Genomic DNA, 16,430 nt, shown 5'->3' on the forward strand with positions numbered 1-16,430 from the left:
CGCGCGCGCGCCGCCCGTCGCCGGCCGCGCGGCGGCAGCGCCGTGCCGCCTGGCTGTTTCTCGCGCCGGCGTGCGCGATGGTTGCCGTCTATGTGATCTGGCCGATCCTGTCGACACTGTGGCTCAGCTTCTGCAACTGGGACGGGATGACCGAGCGCACGTTCGTCGGCCTCGCCAACTACGTCGAGCTGCTGCACGCGCCGACCTTCTACACCGCGCTGCGCAACAACGTGATCTGGCTCGTGCTGTTCATGCTCGCGCCGCCGCTCGGCCTCGCGCTCGCGCTGTACCTGAATCAGGCGGTCGGCGGGATCCGGCTCGTAAAGTCGCTGTTCTTCGCGCCGTTCGTGCTGTCGGGCGTCGTCGTGGGACTGATCTTCTCGTGGTTCTACGATCCGACGTTCGGGCTGCTCGCGCTGATCGCCGGGCACGGGATCCCGGTGCTCGGCGACGCGCGCTACGCGACGCTCGGCGTCGTGTTCGCCGCGCTGTGGCCGCAGACGGCGTACTGCATGATCCTTTACCTCACTGGCCTCACGTCGCTGAACCCCGAGCAGATCGAAGCGGCGCGGATGGAAGGCGCGCGCGGCTTCGCGCTGCTCTGGCACGTCGTGCTGCCGCAGCTGCGGCCGACGACGTTCATGGCGATCGTCGTCACCGTGATCGGCGCGCTGCGCAGCTTCGACCTGATTTCGGTGATGACGGGCGGCGGCCCGTTCGAAAGTTCGACCGTGCTCGCGTATTACATGTACGACCAGGCGATCAAGTACTACCGGCTCGGCTATTCCGCGTCGATCGCGGTCGTGCTGTTCGCGATCATGCTCGTCTACATCGCGTTCCAGTTGCGCCGAATGCTGCGCAACGAGCAGTGACCTACCGGGAGCCATCATGTTTCCGACACCCGTCGCCCAATGGAAACCCGTCACGCGCCGGCTGTACAAGCTGTCGCTGCCCGTCGCGCTCGCGATCTGGCTGCTGCCGCTGATCGCAGTGTTCGTCACGTCGGTGCGCTCGACCGAAGAGCTCGTCGAAGGCCATTACTGGGGCTGGCCGCGCCATTTCTCGATGATCGAGAACTATCGCGACGCATTGACGACGTCGCCGATGCTGCACTACTTCTGGAACAGCGTGCAGATCACGGTGCCGTCCGTGCTCGGCTCGATCGCGCTCGCCGCGATGGCGGGCTTCGCGCTCGCGACCTACCGGTTTCGCGGCAATACCGCGCTGTTCGGCACGTTCGTCGCCGGCAACTTCGTGCCGGTGCAGGTGCTGATGATTCCGGTGCGCGACCTGTCGCTGCGGCTCGGCGTCTTCAATACGGTCGAGGCGCTGATCCTGTTTCACGTCGCGTTTCAGACCGGCTTCTGCACGCTGTTCCTGCGAAACTTCATCAAGCAGCTGCCGTTCGAGCTGATCGAGGCCGCGCGCATCGAAGGCGCCGGCGAGTGGACGGTGTTCTGGCGCATCGTGCTGCCGCTGATCCGGCCGGCGCTCGCCGCGCTCGCGATTCTGGTGTTCACGTTCGTCTGGAACGACTACTTCTGGGCGCTGTGCCTGACGCAGGGCGACGAGGCCGCGCCCATTACCGCGGGCGTCGCCGCGCTGAAGGGACAGTGGACGACGTCGTGGAACCTCGTGTCGGCCGGCTCGATTCTGGCGGCGCTGCCGTCGGTCGCGATGTTCTTCGCGATGCAGAAGCATTTCGTCGCGGGGCTCACGTTCGGCGCGACGAAAGGCTGAACGAAACGCGCGCGGCGGCGCGCGCGAGCGAATCTCCCCCTCCGCATCGAGAGGTTGCCCGCTTCGGCGGGCTTTTTTGCGTCGGCAGCCGGCGCGCGTCGATCGCGTCGCGTCGCGCGGTCCCGCGCTCGTACGCGGCGTCCCGTCACATGCCGAATGGCGTTCGGACACGCGCAGCCACGCCGCATCGGACGCTCGGAACGCCCCGCGCGGTGCCGTACAATGCGCACAAAAACGCAGCGAAAAGTATCGCGAGCGGGATCGCGGCGCCCCGTACGACGGCGATTCCGCGGCCGGCCCGGCGACCGACGGTGCGTCGTCTCACCTCATCAATCAGGAGAAGTCAATGGCACGGCAAGAGCCTACCGATCAGGAGCGGCTTCCCGCGTCTGCGACGTTGAGAAGCGATCTGGCCTTTCCGATCGTGGGCATCGGCGCATCGGCAGGCGGCACGACGGCCTTGCAGACCTTCTTCGAGAACGCGCCGACCGGCATGGAAATGGCGTTCGTCGTCATCGTCCATCTGGCCCCGGAGCAGATCAGCCACATGGACAGCGTGCTGCAGCACACGACCGGCATGCCGGTCCGTCAGGTGACGAGCACCGTCCCGATCGAAAAGAACCATATCTACGTGATCGCGCCCGGCATGCAGCTCGAAATGTCGGACGGCTGCCTTCGCTGCAGCCCGCGCGAGATGTCGGGCGGCATCGCGCTGACGATCGACCACTTTTTCCGGACGCTGGCCGACGCGCACGATTCGCGCGCGATCGGCATCGTGATGTCCGGGACGGGCTCCGACGGCGCGGCCGGGCTGCGCCGCATCAAGGAAGTCGGCGGGATCACGCTCGCGCAGACGCCCGACGACGCCGAACACGCGGAGATGCCGAAGCACGCGATTTCGGTCGCCGGTGCGGACATCGTGCTGCCGGCCGCCGAGATGCCGCAGAAACTGCTCGATCTGTGGGCGAATGCGCGGCGCATCGAGCAACAGGGGCTCGAGCTCGCGCACGTTCATCAGAATCTCGACCGGCCGGGCGCCAACGATCCCGAACGCGCGCTGTCGGACATCCTGATGCACTTGCGCGTGCGCACCGGGCACGACTTCCGGCTGTACAAGCGCGCGACCGTGCTGCGCCGGATCGAACGGCGCATGCAGGTCAACGGGCAGCGCGACCTGCTCGCGTACCGCGATTTCCTGCGCGCGACGCCGGACGAGGCGAACGCGCTGCTCGCCGACATGCTGATCGGCGTCACGCAGTTCTTCCGCGATCGCGACGCATTCGACTTCCTCGAACGGGAGGTGATCGCGTCGATGTTCTCGCCGGATGCGGGCGAGGAACAGGTGCGCGTCTGGGTCGCCGGCTGCGCGACGGGCGAGGAAGCGTATTCGATCTCGCTGCTGCTCGCCCGCGCGCGCGAGACGGCCGTGTCGAGCCAGGCGATCCAGGTGTTCGCGACCGACATCGACGAAGCGGCGATCGTACGCGCGCGCACGGGCTCCTATCCGCTGTCGATCGCAGCCGACGTGCCCGAACCGCTGCTGCAGCGGTATTTCACGCGCGACGGCGCGCACTTCGTGATTGCGAAATCGGTGCGCGAGCGCATTCTGTTCGCCGCGCACAGCCTGCTGCGCGATCCGCCGTTCTCGCATCTCGATCTGATCTCGTGCCGCAACGTGCTGATCTATCTCGAACGGGCGGTGCAGCGGCAGATCCTCGAGCTGTTTCACTTCGCGCTGCGCCCGAACGGCTATCTGTTCCTCGGCACCGCGGAATCGGCCGACGCGGCCGACGATCTGTTTACCGTCGTCGACAAGAAGCGCCGGATCTATCAGGCGCGCGTCGTCACGCATCGCGCGAAAGCGGCGATGGCTTGCCCGCCGCTGCTGCACGTCGAATCGGGGTCGGCCGACGAGCGGCCCGTGCCGACACCCACGCTGCGCGCGCCGGCGAGCCCGGTCCAGCGCAATTTCTCGTATGCGGAACTCCATCAACGCGCACTGGAAATGTATTCGCCGCCCAGCGTGATCATCGACAAGGAATCGAACGTCGTTCATCTGTCGGACAACGCCGGCCGGTTCCTGCGCCACGTCGGCGGCGAGCTGTCGAGCAACATCATGACGCTCGTGCTGCCGGACCTGCGGCTCGATCTGCGCACCGCCATCTTCCGCGCGCTGCAGACGGGCACGAGCGTCGAGGCGCGCCGCGTCAAGTGGACGCACGACACGCAGGTGTCGTGGATCAACATGACGGTGCGGCCGTTTCACGACAAGGTCGCGAACGCCGACTTTCTGCTCGTCGTGTTCGACGAGGTGGACGGGCGCATGACCGACGAGGATCAGGCCGAAGCAAGCGGGCAGGATCCGGTGCTTGCGCAGCTCGAGCACGAACTGCAGCACAGCCGCGAGCAGCTCGCGACGATCATCGAGCAGTATGAGACGTCGGTCGAGGAGCTGAAGGCGTCGAACGAGGAACTGCAGGCGATCAACGAGGAGCTGCGCTCGACCAGCGAGGAACTCGAAAGCAGCAAGGAAGAGCTGCAATCGGTGAACGAGGAGCTGACGACCGCGAACGCCGAGATGCAGGCGCGGATCGAGGACACCGCCAAGGCCAACGACGATCTTCACAACATCATCGCGTCGAGCGAGATCGCGACCGTTTTCGTCGACAAGGAAATCCGCATCAAGCGCTTCACGCCGAACGCGACCGCGATCTTCAACCTGATCGACAGCGATCTCGGCCGCTCGCTGTTTCACATTACCCATTCGCTGCGCTATCCCACGCTCGCGGACGACGTGCGCCAGTCGTTCCAGTCGCTGCGGCTGATCGAACGCGAGATCGAGAGCGAGGCCGGCCGCTGGTATCTGATCCGGCTGCTGCCGTATCGCACCGCCGACGACCATATCGACGGCGCGGTGATCACGCTGATCGACGTCACGGATCGCCACCACGCGGAGGAAGCCGCGCGGGCCGGCGAGCAGCGGCTGCGCCTCGTCGCGCAGTCGACGAAGGACTACGCGATCATCATCCAGGACGGCAACGGCATCATCGCGAGCTGGAATGCGGGGGCCGAACGGATCTTCGGGTATACCGAAGACGAAATGATCGGCCAGGACGTCGAGCTGATCTACGAACCGAACGACCGGCATGCGCGCGTGCCGGCGCACGAACGCGAGGTCGCGACGCGCGAAGGCCGCGCGGACGACGAACGCTGGCATCGCACGAAGGACGGGCGGCGGATTTTCTGCAGCGGTGTCGTGACGCCGATTTCCGATACGTCGTTCAACGGCTTCGCGAAGATCGTCCGCGACCTGACGCAGCGCAAGCTCAGCGAGGACGCGAACCGCGAAGCGCTCGCGCGCGAGCAGGCCGCGCGCGAGCAGGCGCTCAGTTCGAATCAGCTGAAGGACGAATTCATCGCCGTGCTGTCGCACGAATTGCGGCATCCGCTGAACCTGATCGGCGTGCGCGCGGAAATGCTGCCGCGCCTGCCCGAGACGCGCGACATTCCCGCGGTGCGCGAAGCGGCCGAGCTGATCCGGCAGGCGGTCCGCGCGCAGGCGCAGATCATCGACGATCTGCTCGATCTGTCCCGCATCCGCACCGGCAAGCTCGCGCTCGAGCTGTCGCGCGTCGATCTGACGGCGGTGCTGCGCACGATCGTCGATACGTGCGAGGCCGACGCACATGCGCGCGGCCTCGTGCTGCAAACCGAGTTCCCGGACGAGCCGGCGATCGCACTCGCCGATCCGATCCGTTGCGAACAGATTTTCTGGAACCTGATGTCGAACGCGCTGAAGTTCACGCATGCGGGCGGCCGGATCGTCGTGCGGCTCACGCATGAAGCGCGGATGCTGCGCGTCGACGTGATCGACGACGGACAGGGAATCGACGGCGACACGCTTCCGCACGTGTTCGACATGTTCCGCCAGGCGCCGCGCGATCGCACGCGCGGCGGGCTCGGCATCGGTCTCGCGCTGGTCCGGCAGCTCGTCGAAATGCACGACGGCCGGATTTCGGCGGCGTCCGACGGCCCCGGACGCGGCACCACGATGACGGTGTGGTTGCCGGCCGCGGCCGACACACGCATCGCGGCCGCCGACCGCCGTGCGTCGGAGGGCCGCATCGCGGGCCTGCACGTGCTGCTCGTCGAGGACGATGCGGAGACGGCGCTGTCGCTCACTACCCTGCTGAAACTGGCGGGCGCGGAGGTGCGCACCGCGGCGAGCGGCGCAGCGGCGCTGGAAATGCTCGCGCAAGGGCCCGTCGATGCGATCGTGTCGGACATCGGGCTGCCGGACATGGACGGCTACGCGCTGCTGCGCCGGATCAAGGCCGACCCGCAATGGGCGCGGTTGAAAGCGATCGCGCTCACGGGCCGCAACCGTGAGGCCGATGTCGGCGCCGCGACGGAAGCCGGATTCGACACGCATCTGCCGAAACCGCTCGATTTCGGCTTGCTGCTCGCGGCCCTCGCCGAACCGCGCTGAGCTGTTGCAACCGTGCGGCGCGCGTCGGCCTGCGGGCCTGCGGCGGCGTCGCGCGGGCACGCATGGTTTCGTCCACCGGGCCCCCGCGCCCGACGTCCGCATCGGGCACCCGCCTTGCGCGTCGATCCGCAAGGAGGGTGCCATGGACCATCGAGATGTCGTCGTCGTCGCGTCGTCGAGGGGCGGATTGCCGGTACTCCGGACGCTCGTGACCGACCTGCCCGAAGGCTTCCCCGTGCCGATCTGCATCGTGCAGCACATCGGCCGGCACCGGTCGATTCTGCCGGAGCTGCTGACGCGCTGGGGCCGGCTGGAGGCCACCCACGCCCGACACGGCGAGCACCCGCATCCGGGAAGAATCTACGTTGCGCCGCCCGACCGGCACATGGTGCTGCGCGGCGGCCGGCTGCATCTGCTCGACACGGCCGCCGAAAACTACGCGCGGCCCGCGGCCGATCCGCTGTTCCGGTCGGCCGCGCGCGAATACGGGCCGGGCGCGGTCGGCGTCGTGCTGAGCGGCGATCTCGACGACGGGTCCGCCGGCCTCGCGGCGATTCGCGCCCACGGCGGTTACGGCATCGTCCAGCATCCCGACGAATGCGAGGCGCCGTCGATGCCGCGCGCCGCGCTGGGCGCCGCCGGCGCGGACGCCGTCGCGACGGCCGACGAACTGGCGCACACGATTCATGCGGCGGTCTATGGCGCACGCGGCGAGGAGGGCCGGACGATGGCGGATTTGCGCACACTGGACGACGAAAGTCGAATCGCCGAGGGCCGCTTCCTCACGCCCCAATTGCTCGACGCGATCGGCGAGCGTTCGGCGCTCACGTGCCCGAGCTGCAGCGGCGCGCTATGGCGCATGCGCGACGATCGCCCCTTGCGCTATCGGTGCCATACCGGGCACGCGTTCTCGGCGCTTTCGCTCGACGATGCGGAGGCGCAGAAGGCGGAAGATGCGATCTGGGCCGCGATCCGCGCCGTCAACGAGCGGATGATCTTTGCGCGCGAGCGGCAGGAGTGGGCGCGCCGCACGGGCAACGCGGAAGACGAGGCGATCGAGCAGGCGCGCATCGACGAAAACCGGCAGCTCGCCGACGTGCTGCGCCAAGCGCTGCATGTAGCAACGCATGGCCGCGAGACAGGGTGACCGTCGCGCGCGGCGCTATCCGTGCACGCCGCCGTCCCTCAGCCGTACGTCGACCGCGCCGATGTTCTTCTCGTGCGCGACCAGCATCTGCGTCAGCGCCTCATGCATATCGCGGTCCGCGAGCGTCGGCAGCAACGCTTGCAGCTTGCGCACCACCCAGCGCTGGCCGCGATTCAGAAACGCCATTCGCTCCGCGAGATCGTCGATCGCCATCGCCTTTTCGTAGAACGCGCCCGTCGCGCGTGTCGGCGTCGCGCCGAGCGTGCGGATGGCATCGACGAGCACGCTGCACCAGTGCGCTTCGTCCTGACGAATATGCGCGATCAGCCGATGCAGCGCGTCGTCGTCCGACACTTCCGCCGCCGTTTCCGACGCGACGCGCGCGCCCGCGCGCTCCGCTTCGAGCAGTTCGTCGAGCGCGGCCAGCAACGCGGCGCGCTGCGCGTCCGCGTCGTGGCCCGAGGGCGCGGCCGCGCGCGATTCGAGGATCGCCGCCGCATCGCGCACGATTCGGCGCAACACGTCGGCCGCCGGCTCGACCGCGCCGATCTGCCCGGCGCCCGTGCCCGCATACAGCGCCATCGCCTCGAAATCGCCCGTCATCGTGCGCAGCGGCGAATCGGTGCTGAACAGATAGATCGGACGCCCTTCCTCATCGCCGATCACGACGCGCGCGTCGCCGAACGGATCGCCGCGCTCGCCGCGCGTCACGCTCGACGGCAGCACGCGGACCTTCGCGCCGCGCGGCCAGTTGATATGGAAGATGTCGGTGAGCAGCGTGTCGCCGTCGTGCGCATCGACGATCCGCTGCTTGTGATACGCGTGCGCGAACGATTCGTACGTCGCGAGAAATGCGGTGCCGATCGCCGCGCCCTGCGCGCCGAGCGCCATCGCGGCGGCCACGCCGGCACCGTCGACGATGCCGCCGGCCGCGAGCACCGGCACCGGCACCGCGCCGACGACGTCCGGCAGCAGCGCCGTTAGCGGCCGGTCGCCGCGCACATGGCCGCCGGCTTCGTGCCCCTGCACGATCAGCGCGTCGACGCCGGCCGCTGCGGCCGCACGCGCATCGTCGACGGAGCCGACCTGATGCACGACGCGAATGCCCGCGTCGGGCAGCCGGCGCACGATAGCCGGCATCACGTCCCAAAACAGCGCGACGACCGGTACGCGCAGTTCGATGCACGCGTCGAGTTGCGCATCGAGCAGTTCGGGCGGCGTCGCTGCGGGAATCAGATTGACGCCGAACGGGCGGTCGGTGGCCGCGCGCACCTGCTGCACCTCGCGGCGGATCAGCTCGACCGGTTCGCGCACCATGCCGAGAAAACCGAATCCGCCGGCCGCACTCACGGCGCTCGCGAGCGCCGAGCGCGCCACGCCGCCCATCCCGGCCAGCACGATGGGCCACGTGCAGCCGAGCAGGTCGCAGACGGGGCGATGCAGGATCTGGACGGCGCGGGCGTCGGGCCCGTCGCCACGCACTGGATTCGACATGCACGTCCTCCTTGCTGAGTCGGCGGCGCATCGCGGGGCGTTCGCCGAATGGATCACATTGTGACATATCGATCCATACGCCCGCCGTGCCGGCGCAGTTCGCTTGATCGGCATCATCGATGCCGTTCGTTCCGGCCCGACCACGTCCGTCCTTCGAATCGAGGCACCGAACGCACGCGCTGCGCGCCGCCACATCGACCCATGGTAGACCGCCATCGAGGCGCACGCCGAAGCGATCGTGCCGATCTCGCACGGCCGCCGCGCGTTCGTGAAGGAATACGAGGGTCTGCTGCGGTCGGACCCCGTGTAGGCGGACAAGGCGCAGCGCGCGCCAGCGCACGCGCGACCTCACAAGAGCCATCGCGGCCGAGCCGCCCGACGCGTGTGAAACGGCTCGGCGAGACCGGACCGGACCGGACCGGACCGGACCGGATTGTCAGTGTGAACGTCGGCTGCCAGACTTTTCCGGGCGGCACCGGCCGCACGCGCGTGCGCCACTGCATCGCACGCGGCGCCGTCCGACCGATCACCCGACCGACGATGCCGGAGGAGCCTGATGCAAACGAAGCCCGAACTCGAACTCGCCGACACCGACCGCATCCTCGCCGCCGCACGCGCGGAGGCCGAACGCAACGGCTGGGCCGTATCGATTGCGGTCGTCGACGACGGCGGCCATCTGCTCGCCTTCGCGCGGCTCGACGGCGCGTCGCCCGCGAGCGCGGCGATCGCGCAGGACAAGGCGCGCGCGGCGGCACTCGGCCGGCGCGACACAAAGGCGTATGAGGATATGATCAACGGTGGCCGCACCGCGTTTCTCAGCGCGCCGCTGTCGGGCTTGCTCGAAGGCGGCGTGCCGGTGGCGGCCGGCGGCCGCGTCGCGGGCGCGATCGGCGTGTCGGGCGTGAAGTCCGTGCAGGACGTGCAGATCGCCCGTGCCGGCGCACAAAGCGTCGCGGACTGATCCGCGCGCGCATTTTTCCCCGGGAGGATTCACGATGATCGACCATGACGGACTGCAAGTCGCGCCAGCGCTGAGCCAGTTCATCGAAAACGAAGCGCTGCCGGGCACCGGCATCGACACGGCCGCGTTCTGGCGCGGCTTCTCCGCACTGGTGCACGACCTTGCGCCGCGCAACCGCGAGCTGCTCGCCGAGCGCGACCGTCTGCAAAGCGAACTCGACGCCTGGCATCGCGCGCACCCCGGCCCGGTGCGCGACCTCGCCGCCTATCGCGCGTTCCTCGAGCAGATCGGCTACCTGGTGCCGACGCCGGCCAACGTCGCGGCTACGACCGCGAACGTCGACAGCGAAATCGCGACGCAGGCCGGCCCGCAGCTCGTCGTGCCGCTGTCGAACGCGCGCTATGCGCTGAACGCGGCAAACGCGCGCTGGGGCAGCCTGTACGACGCGCTGTACGGCACCGACGCGCTGCCGGAAGACAACGGCGCCGAGCGCACCGCAACGTACAACCCGACGCGCGGCCAGCGCGCGATCGACTACGCGCGCAACGTGCTCGACAACGCGGCGCCGCTCGCCGGTGCGTCGCACCGCGACGCGCTGCGCTATCGCGTGCAGGACGGCCAGCTCGCCGTCGAGACCGGCAAGGGCATCGTGTACCTCGCGCAGCCCGCGCAATTCGTCGGCTATCAGGGCGCGGCCGATGCACCCGCCGCGATCCTGCTGAAGCACAACGGGCTCCATCTCGAGATCCAGATCGACGGATCGACGCCGATCGGCCGCGCGGACGTCGCGAACGTGAAGGACGTCGTGCTCGAAGCGGCGGTCAGCACGATCATCGACTGCGAGGATTCGGTCGCGGCCGTCGACGCCGAGGACAAGGTGCAGCTGTACCGTAACTGGCTCGGGCTGATGCAGGGCACGCTGGTGGAGGAAGTGTCGAAGGGCGGCAAGACGTTCACGCGCCGCCTGAACGCGGACCGCGAATACACGACGCCCGACGGCGGCACGCTGACGCTGCACGGCCGCTCGCTGCTGTTCGTGCGCAACGTCGGGCACCTGATGACGATCGGCGCGGTGCTCGATCGCGACGGCAACGAGATTCCGGAAGGCATCCTCGACGGCGTCGTCACGACGCTCTGCGCGCTGCACGACCTGAAGTCGAAGCGCAATTCGCGCACCGGCTCGATCTACATCGTGAAGCCGAAGATGCACGGTCCGGCCGAAGTCGCGTTCGCCGATACGCTGTTCGCGCGCATCGAGGATCTGTACGGGCTGCCGCGCAATACGCTGAAGATGGGCATCATGGACGAGGAGCGCCGCACCAGCGTGAACCTCGCCGCCTGCATCGCGGCCGCGGCCGCGCGCGTCGCATTCATCAACACGGGCTTCCTCGACCGCACCGGCGACGAGATGCACAGCGCGATGGAAGCGGGGCCGATGATCCGCAAGGGCGACATGAAGTCGTCCGCGTGGATCGCCGCGTACGAGCGCAACAACGTGCTCGCGGGGCTGTCGGCCGGGCTGCGCGGGCGCGCGCAGATCGGCAAGGGGATGTGGGCGATGCCCGACCTGATGCACGCGATGCTGGAACAAAAGATCGCGCATCCGCGCGCGGGCGCGAACACCGCATGGGTGCCCTCGCCGACCGCCGCGACGCTGCATGCGCTGCACTACCATCTCGTCGACGTGCAGGCCGTCCAGCAGGCACTCGAAAAGACGCCGTACGCAAGCGAGCGCGACGCGCTGCTCGACGGGCTGCTGACCGTGCCGGTCGTCGAGCGTGCCGCGTGGAGCGACGAAGAGATCCTGCGCGAAGTCGAAAACAACGCGCAGGGCATTCTCGGCTACGTCGTGCGGTGGGTCGAACAGGGCGTCGGCTGCTCGAAGGTGCCCGACATCCACGACGTCGGCCTGATGGAAGACCGCGCCACGCTGCGCATCTCGAGCCAGCACATCGCGAACTGGCTGCGTCACGGCGTGATCACCGAGGCGTTCGTGCTCGACGTGTTCAAGCGGATGGCGCGCGTCGTCGACCAGCAAAACGCGGGCGACCCGAACTATCGTCCGATGGCGCCCGACTACGATCGGTCGGTCGCGTTCCAGGCTGCCTGCGCGCTCGCGCTGCAGGGCACGTCGCAGCCGAGCGGCTATACGGAGCCGCTGCTGCACCGGTTCCGGCTCGCGTTCAAGGCGCAGCAGGCACAGGCCTAAGCGCGGAGGCGGGCGAGCGCCCGCATTGCGCGTGCTTCGACGGGCGGCCACGGCCGCCCGTTTTTCGTTTGCGCGGGCGCCGGCCTTCGTATGCGGCTGCATCGTCGCGCACCGCCGCGCACGCTCGCCGAACGCAAGCCGCCAAATCGCCGCGGCTTGACGCGGATCAATCGTTCGCGACCTTTTTCGCACGCTCCGACGTGCGCGTTATACTCAGTTCAATGCATCCCGCGACCGCCGCGCGCCCGAATCGGCGGCCAGGCTGTCACCTGATGCACGATCCGCCGGCCGGCTGTGCCGGCGCCTGCCGATCGTCGGCGCCCATCGTCTCCACCGACCGGGAGGGTGATGTCGGAACGCGCAGCACCCGCTTCGCGCGTCCGCCTGTTGTCCAGCCGCGTGCGATAGCGTGCCGGCTCGTCGTCAGCCTCCCTTGCGAACCACCGCATCGGCGCGCCGCCGATGCCCGACGATCCACGAACCATGGCAGAAACCGACTACGCAATGCCCCGCGAATCCGGCCTGACGAGCCGCGTCGCGACGCACCTGCGCCGGCTGCTGCTGCCGCACCTGATCTTCTATTCCGGCCTGCTGATCGCACTGCTGCTGATGCTGCTGTGCGCAATCGTGCTGTACGAGGGCCGCATCGACGCGCGCGAGCGCGCACGCACGACGCTGCAGAATCTCGTGCTGATGGCGTCGTGGGACATCGAGCGCAACATCGAGATCTATTCGCTGTCGCTGCAGGCCGTCGTCGAAGGCGAAAACGATCCGGCGATCGTCGCGCTGCCGATGCCGTTGCGCCGGCAGGTGCTGTTCGACCGCGCGACGACCGCGCGCTATCTCGGCGGCATCTATGTGCTCGACAGCCGCGGCAACATCGCGGTCGACGGCAAGAGCGACGTGCCGCGCAACGCGAATTTCGCGGACGCGCCGTACTTCACCGTGCATCGCGACCGGCCCGACGTCGGGCTCTACGTCAGCGATCCATACCACTCGCGGCTGCGCGGCGGCTCGCCGAGCATCGCGCTCAGCCGGCGCATCACGCGTGCGGACGGATCGTTCGGCGGCATCGCGGTGATGTCGATCCGCCTCGAATATTTCCGCGACCTGTTCTCGCGCCTCGCGCTCGGCGATCGCGGCGCGATGTCGCTGATCGGTACGAACGGCGTGATGGTGATGCGCGAGCCGTACGACGCGAAGATCGTCGGCCGCAACATCAGTCAGGCGAGCACGTTCCGTCAGTTCATGCGCGCGCGCGAAGGCAGCTTTTTCGATAGGGCGTCGATCGACGGCGTGCGGCGGCTGTATGCGTTCCGGCACCTCGACAACCTGCCGCTGATCATGATGGTGGCCGAATCCGAGTCGGAGATCTATGCGGCGTGGTACGACCGCGCGATCCCGATCGGTTCGGCGATGGCGCTGCTTGCGCTGGGCTTCGTCGGCCTGTCGCTGCTGCTCGACGTGCAGTTGCGCAAGCGCCATCGCGCGGAAACCGAGCTGCAGGCGCTTGCGCGCACCGACGGCCTGACCGGGCTCGACAACCGCCGGATGCTCGACGTGACGCTCGCGCGCGAATGGCGGCGCGCCGCGCGCTCGCAGCACGCGCTGTCGCTGCTGTTCGTCGACGTCGATCACTTCAAGCGCTACAACGACTCGCAGGGCCATCAGGCCGGCGACGACGCGCTCGCCGCGGTCGGCCGCTGCATCGCCGGCTGCCTGCGCCGCCCGGCCGACTATGCGGCCCGCTACGGCGGCGAGGAATTCGTCGTGATCCTGCCCGATATCGGCAGCGACGGCGCGGTGACCATCGCGGAGACGATCCGCACGAGCATTCTCGAACTCGGGATCCGGCACGACGGCAGCGCGTTCGGCTGCCTGACCGCGAGCATCGGCGTCGCGACCTGCCGGCCGGACCGCGACGACAACATGCACGCCGCGCTGAAGCTCGCCGACGACGCGCTGTACCGCGCGAAGGAAACCGGCCGCAACCGCGTCGTCGTGCTCACGGCCGCGCACGCGGGCCGGCATTACGCGCCGCGCACGGCCTGAGCGCACGCGCGCCGCACCCGCGCGCGCAAAATCGTCGACAATACCGGCTCGCTCCGCCGGCCGCGCGCCGGCGGCAAGCGTGCCGGCCGTCGCCGGCGCGCATCCGTCCGCGTCACCATGAAGCTCAAGGCCAAGATTTTCCTGCTGGCGATCGTGCCGTTCCTGCTCGCGATCGCCGGAATCGGTTTCGGCGTGCGCCAGCAGGCGACGTCGCTCGCGCGCACGCAGCATGCGACGATCCAGGCCGCGTATCTGTCGAGCAAAGAAGTCGAGCTGAAGCACTACGTCGAGCTCGCGACCAGCGCGATCATGCCGCTGTACGACGCGGCCGGCCGCAACGGGCGCGACGACGCGATGCTGCGCACGCAGGCGCTCGCGATGCTGCAGAAGATGGATTTCGGCCCGGACGGCTATTTCTTCGTGTACGACCTGCACGGCAACGCGCTGATGCATCCGCGCGAGCCTGAGCGCGTCGGCCACAACTTCTGGACGATGCGCGACCCGCAGGGCGCGCTGACGATCCAGCAGCTGATCGGCGCCGCGTCGCGCGGCGGCGGCTTCGTGCGCTACGTCTGGCAACGGCCGTCGACCGGCAAGCCGGCGCCGAAGCTCGGCTACGTGGTCGCGCTCGAACGCTGGGGCTGGATGGTCGGCACCGGCATCTATCTCGACGACGTCGATACCGCACTGCAGCGGATCGACGCCCGCGCCTCCGCGAACATCGAGCGCACGATGAGCTGGCTGACCGCGATCGCGCTCACCGGCGCCGCGGCGATCGCCGTATGCGCGCTGGTGCTGAACGTCAGCGAGTCGCGCAGCGCCGATGCGAAGCTCAAGCAGCTCGCGCAGCGCGTCGTCGAATCGCAGGAGCAGGAGCGCGCGCGGCTGTCGCGCGAGCTGCACGACGGGATCAGCCAGATGATGGTGTCCGCGAAGCTGATGCTCGAATCGGCGCTCGCGCGCTTCGAGCGCGGCACGGTGCGCGTGCCGGAAGCCGAGCGCGCGCTCGCGTCCGGCGTCGTGCGGCTCGGCGACACGCTGCGCGAGGTGCGACGCATCTCGCACGCGCTGCGCCCGGCGATGCTCGACGATCTCGGCCTCGCGGCGGCGCTCGATCAGCTGATCCGCGAATTCGGCGCGCAAAGCGGCATCGACATCGGCTACACGCAGGTCGCGCACAGCGGCGCGCGGCCGCTGCCCGCAGCCGTGAACACCGCGCTGTTCCGGATCGCGCAGGAAGCGCTCAGCAACATCGTGCATCATGCGCACGCGTCGCGTGCGGCCGTCACGCTCGACGTCGGCGCGCAGTCGGTCACGCTGACGATCGCCGACAACGGCTGCGGCTTCGACGCCGTGCGCTCGCAGGCCGACGAGCGCCGCGGCATCGGGCTGCGCAACATGCGCGAGCGCCTCGACGCGCTCGGCGGCACGCTGACGATCACGTCGCAGGTCGGCCACACCGTCGTGGCCGCGCGCGTGCCGCTACGCGACGCGTGACGCCTTACATCAGGAGACTCTTCGCTTATGAGCGCCCCCGACACCGCCCGACCCGCCGCCCGGCTGCTGCTCGTCGACGATCATCCGCTCGTGCGCGACGGGCTGCGCATGCGGCTCGAAGCGGCCGATCTGTCCGTGGTCGGCGAAGCCGGCAACGCTGACGAGGCGCTTGCGCTCGCGGCCGAACTCGAGCCCGATCTCGCGCTGATGGACGTCGGCATGAACGGAATGAACGGCATCGCGCTGGCCGGCGTGTTCCACGAGCGATTTCCGGCGATCCGCGTGCTGATGCTGTCGATGCACGACAACGTCGAATACGTGACGCAAGCCGTGCGGGCGGGCGCGAGCGGCTATCTGCTGAAGGATTCGCCGGCCAGCGAGATCGTGCGCGCAATCGGCGCGGTGCTCGCGGGGCAAACCTTCTTCAGCGAAGGGCTCGCCGCACGGATGATCCAGGCGAGCGCGGCCGCGTCGCCGCTCGACCGGCTGACGCCGCGCGAACGCGACATCCTCGATGCGCTCGCCGAAGGGCTGTCGAGCAAGCAGATCGCGCAGCAGACGGGGCTGTCGGTGCGCACGGTGGAAACGCACCGGCTCAACCTGAAACGCAAGCTCGACATCGAAGGGCAGGCCGAACTGATCAAGTTCGCGGTCGAGCATCGGCGGCGCTAGCGGCCGGCCGACGCGCGGCGTGGCGTCGTTCCGGGCGCGAAGTCGCCGCGCATGACGCGGGCGCGGCTGCCGGCCGCTGACCGCGCCGCCGCGCCTGCGTCGCCGAAGCGGCGCGCGCGCAATAAAAAAGGACGCCCAAGGGCGTAATGCCGTTCAGTTAAGGTTCTTT

10 protein-coding genes are annotated in these 16,430 nt (G+C 68.8%); 9 read left to right on the forward strand and 1 reads right to left on the reverse strand.

Annotated elements, in window-relative coordinates:
- From HMPREF3115_RS24930 to HMPREF3115_RS24945, 4 genes are all read left to right on the forward strand, one after another.
- Positions 1-872, forward strand: an 872-nt coding sequence (locus HMPREF3115_RS24930; RefSeq protein WP_070556512.1) for a carbohydrate ABC transporter permease, incomplete at its 5' end; no start/stop codon positions are given.
- A gap of 16 nt (positions 873-888) precedes the next feature.
- The gene (locus HMPREF3115_RS24935; protein ID WP_006404677.1) at positions 889-1,740 is read left to right on the forward strand and encodes a carbohydrate ABC transporter permease; all 852 of its coding nucleotides are present in this window, start codon (positions 889-891) and stop codon (positions 1,738-1,740) included.
- A 346-nt stretch (positions 1,741-2,086) separates the two neighbouring features.
- Positions 2,087-6,229: a CheR family methyltransferase gene (locus tag HMPREF3115_RS24940; protein ID WP_070556523.1), complete on the forward strand. Its 4,143-nt coding sequence runs from the start codon at positions 2,087-2,089 to the stop codon at positions 6,227-6,229.
- A gap of 142 nt (positions 6,230-6,371) precedes the next feature.
- The gene (locus HMPREF3115_RS24945) at positions 6,372-7,376 is read left to right on the forward strand and encodes a chemotaxis protein CheB (protein WP_070556515.1); all 1,005 of its coding nucleotides are present in this window, start codon (positions 6,372-6,374) and stop codon (positions 7,374-7,376) included.
- A 15-nt stretch (positions 7,377-7,391) separates the two neighbouring features.
- Here HMPREF3115_RS24945 and HMPREF3115_RS24950 read toward each other — a convergent pair whose 3' ends face one another.
- Positions 7,392-8,870 (reverse strand): nitronate monooxygenase, encoded by a 1,479-nt coding sequence (locus HMPREF3115_RS24950; RefSeq protein ID WP_070556517.1) that lies wholly within the window; start codon positions 8,868-8,870, stop codon positions 7,392-7,394.
- A 556-nt stretch (positions 8,871-9,426) separates the two neighbouring features.
- Here HMPREF3115_RS24950 and HMPREF3115_RS24955 point away from each other — a divergent pair.
- The 5 genes from HMPREF3115_RS24955 to HMPREF3115_RS24975 all read left to right on the forward strand — a co-directional run bounded on the left by HMPREF3115_RS24955 (position 9,427) and on the right by HMPREF3115_RS24975 (position 16,261).
- Entirely contained in the window at positions 9,427-9,831 is a 405-nt protein-coding gene (locus tag HMPREF3115_RS24955) for a GlcG/HbpS family heme-binding protein (RefSeq protein ID WP_070556519.1), read from the forward strand.
- Between the two features lie 34 nt (positions 9,832-9,865).
- Positions 9,866-12,040 carry a malate synthase G gene (locus tag HMPREF3115_RS24960; RefSeq protein WP_070556521.1) on the forward strand — a complete coding sequence of 725 codons (2,175 nt, stop codon included), beginning with the start codon at positions 9,866-9,868 and terminating at the stop codon, positions 12,038-12,040.
- A 483-nt stretch (positions 12,041-12,523) separates the two neighbouring features.
- Positions 12,524-14,092 carry a sensor domain-containing diguanylate cyclase gene (locus HMPREF3115_RS24965; RefSeq protein ID WP_006404670.1) on the forward strand — a complete coding sequence of 523 codons (1,569 nt, stop codon included), beginning with the start codon at positions 12,524-12,526 and terminating at the stop codon, positions 14,090-14,092.
- 117 nt (positions 14,093-14,209) lie between these two features.
- Complete coding sequence (locus HMPREF3115_RS24970) at positions 14,210-15,589, forward strand: cache domain-containing protein (protein WP_006397522.1); 1,380 nt, start codon at positions 14,210-14,212, stop codon at positions 15,587-15,589.
- Positions 15,590-15,616: 27 nt separating this feature from the next.
- Positions 15,617-16,261: a response regulator gene (locus tag HMPREF3115_RS24975; protein WP_006404668.1), complete on the forward strand. Its 645-nt coding sequence runs from the start codon at positions 15,617-15,619 to the stop codon at positions 16,259-16,261.
- The last annotated feature ends 169 nt before the right edge of the window (positions 16,262-16,430 follow it).

Source organism: Burkholderia sp. HMSC10F09 (genome assembly GCF_001806955.1).
Taxonomy (GTDB): domain Bacteria; phylum Pseudomonadota; class Gammaproteobacteria; order Burkholderiales; family Burkholderiaceae; genus Burkholderia; species Burkholderia multivorans.

What these genes read in the sequence shown, in the direction of transcription:
- HMPREF3115_RS24935 (WP_006404677.1), top strand. Translation starts at nt 889, where the DNA reads ATGTTTCCGACACCCGTCGCCCAATGGAAACCCGTCACGCGCCGGCTG.
- HMPREF3115_RS24940 (WP_070556523.1), top strand. Translation starts at nt 2,087, where the DNA reads ATGGCACGGCAAGAGCCTACCGATCAGGAGCGGCTTCCCGCGTCTGCG.
- HMPREF3115_RS24945 (WP_070556515.1), top strand. Translation starts at nt 6,372, where the DNA reads ATGGACCATCGAGATGTCGTCGTCGTCGCGTCGTCGAGGGGCGGATTG.
- HMPREF3115_RS24950 (WP_070556517.1), bottom strand. Translation starts at nt 8,870, where the DNA reads ATGTCGAATCCAGTGCGTGGCGACGGGCCCGACGCCCGCGCCGTCCAG.
- HMPREF3115_RS24955 (WP_070556519.1), top strand. Translation starts at nt 9,427, where the DNA reads ATGCAAACGAAGCCCGAACTCGAACTCGCCGACACCGACCGCATCCTC.
- HMPREF3115_RS24960 (WP_070556521.1), top strand. Translation starts at nt 9,866, where the DNA reads ATGATCGACCATGACGGACTGCAAGTCGCGCCAGCGCTGAGCCAGTTC.
- HMPREF3115_RS24965 (WP_006404670.1), top strand. Translation starts at nt 12,524, where the DNA reads ATGGCAGAAACCGACTACGCAATGCCCCGCGAATCCGGCCTGACGAGC.
- HMPREF3115_RS24970 (WP_006397522.1), top strand. Translation starts at nt 14,210, where the DNA reads ATGAAGCTCAAGGCCAAGATTTTCCTGCTGGCGATCGTGCCGTTCCTG.
- HMPREF3115_RS24975 (WP_006404668.1), top strand. Translation starts at nt 15,617, where the DNA reads ATGAGCGCCCCCGACACCGCCCGACCCGCCGCCCGGCTGCTGCTCGTC.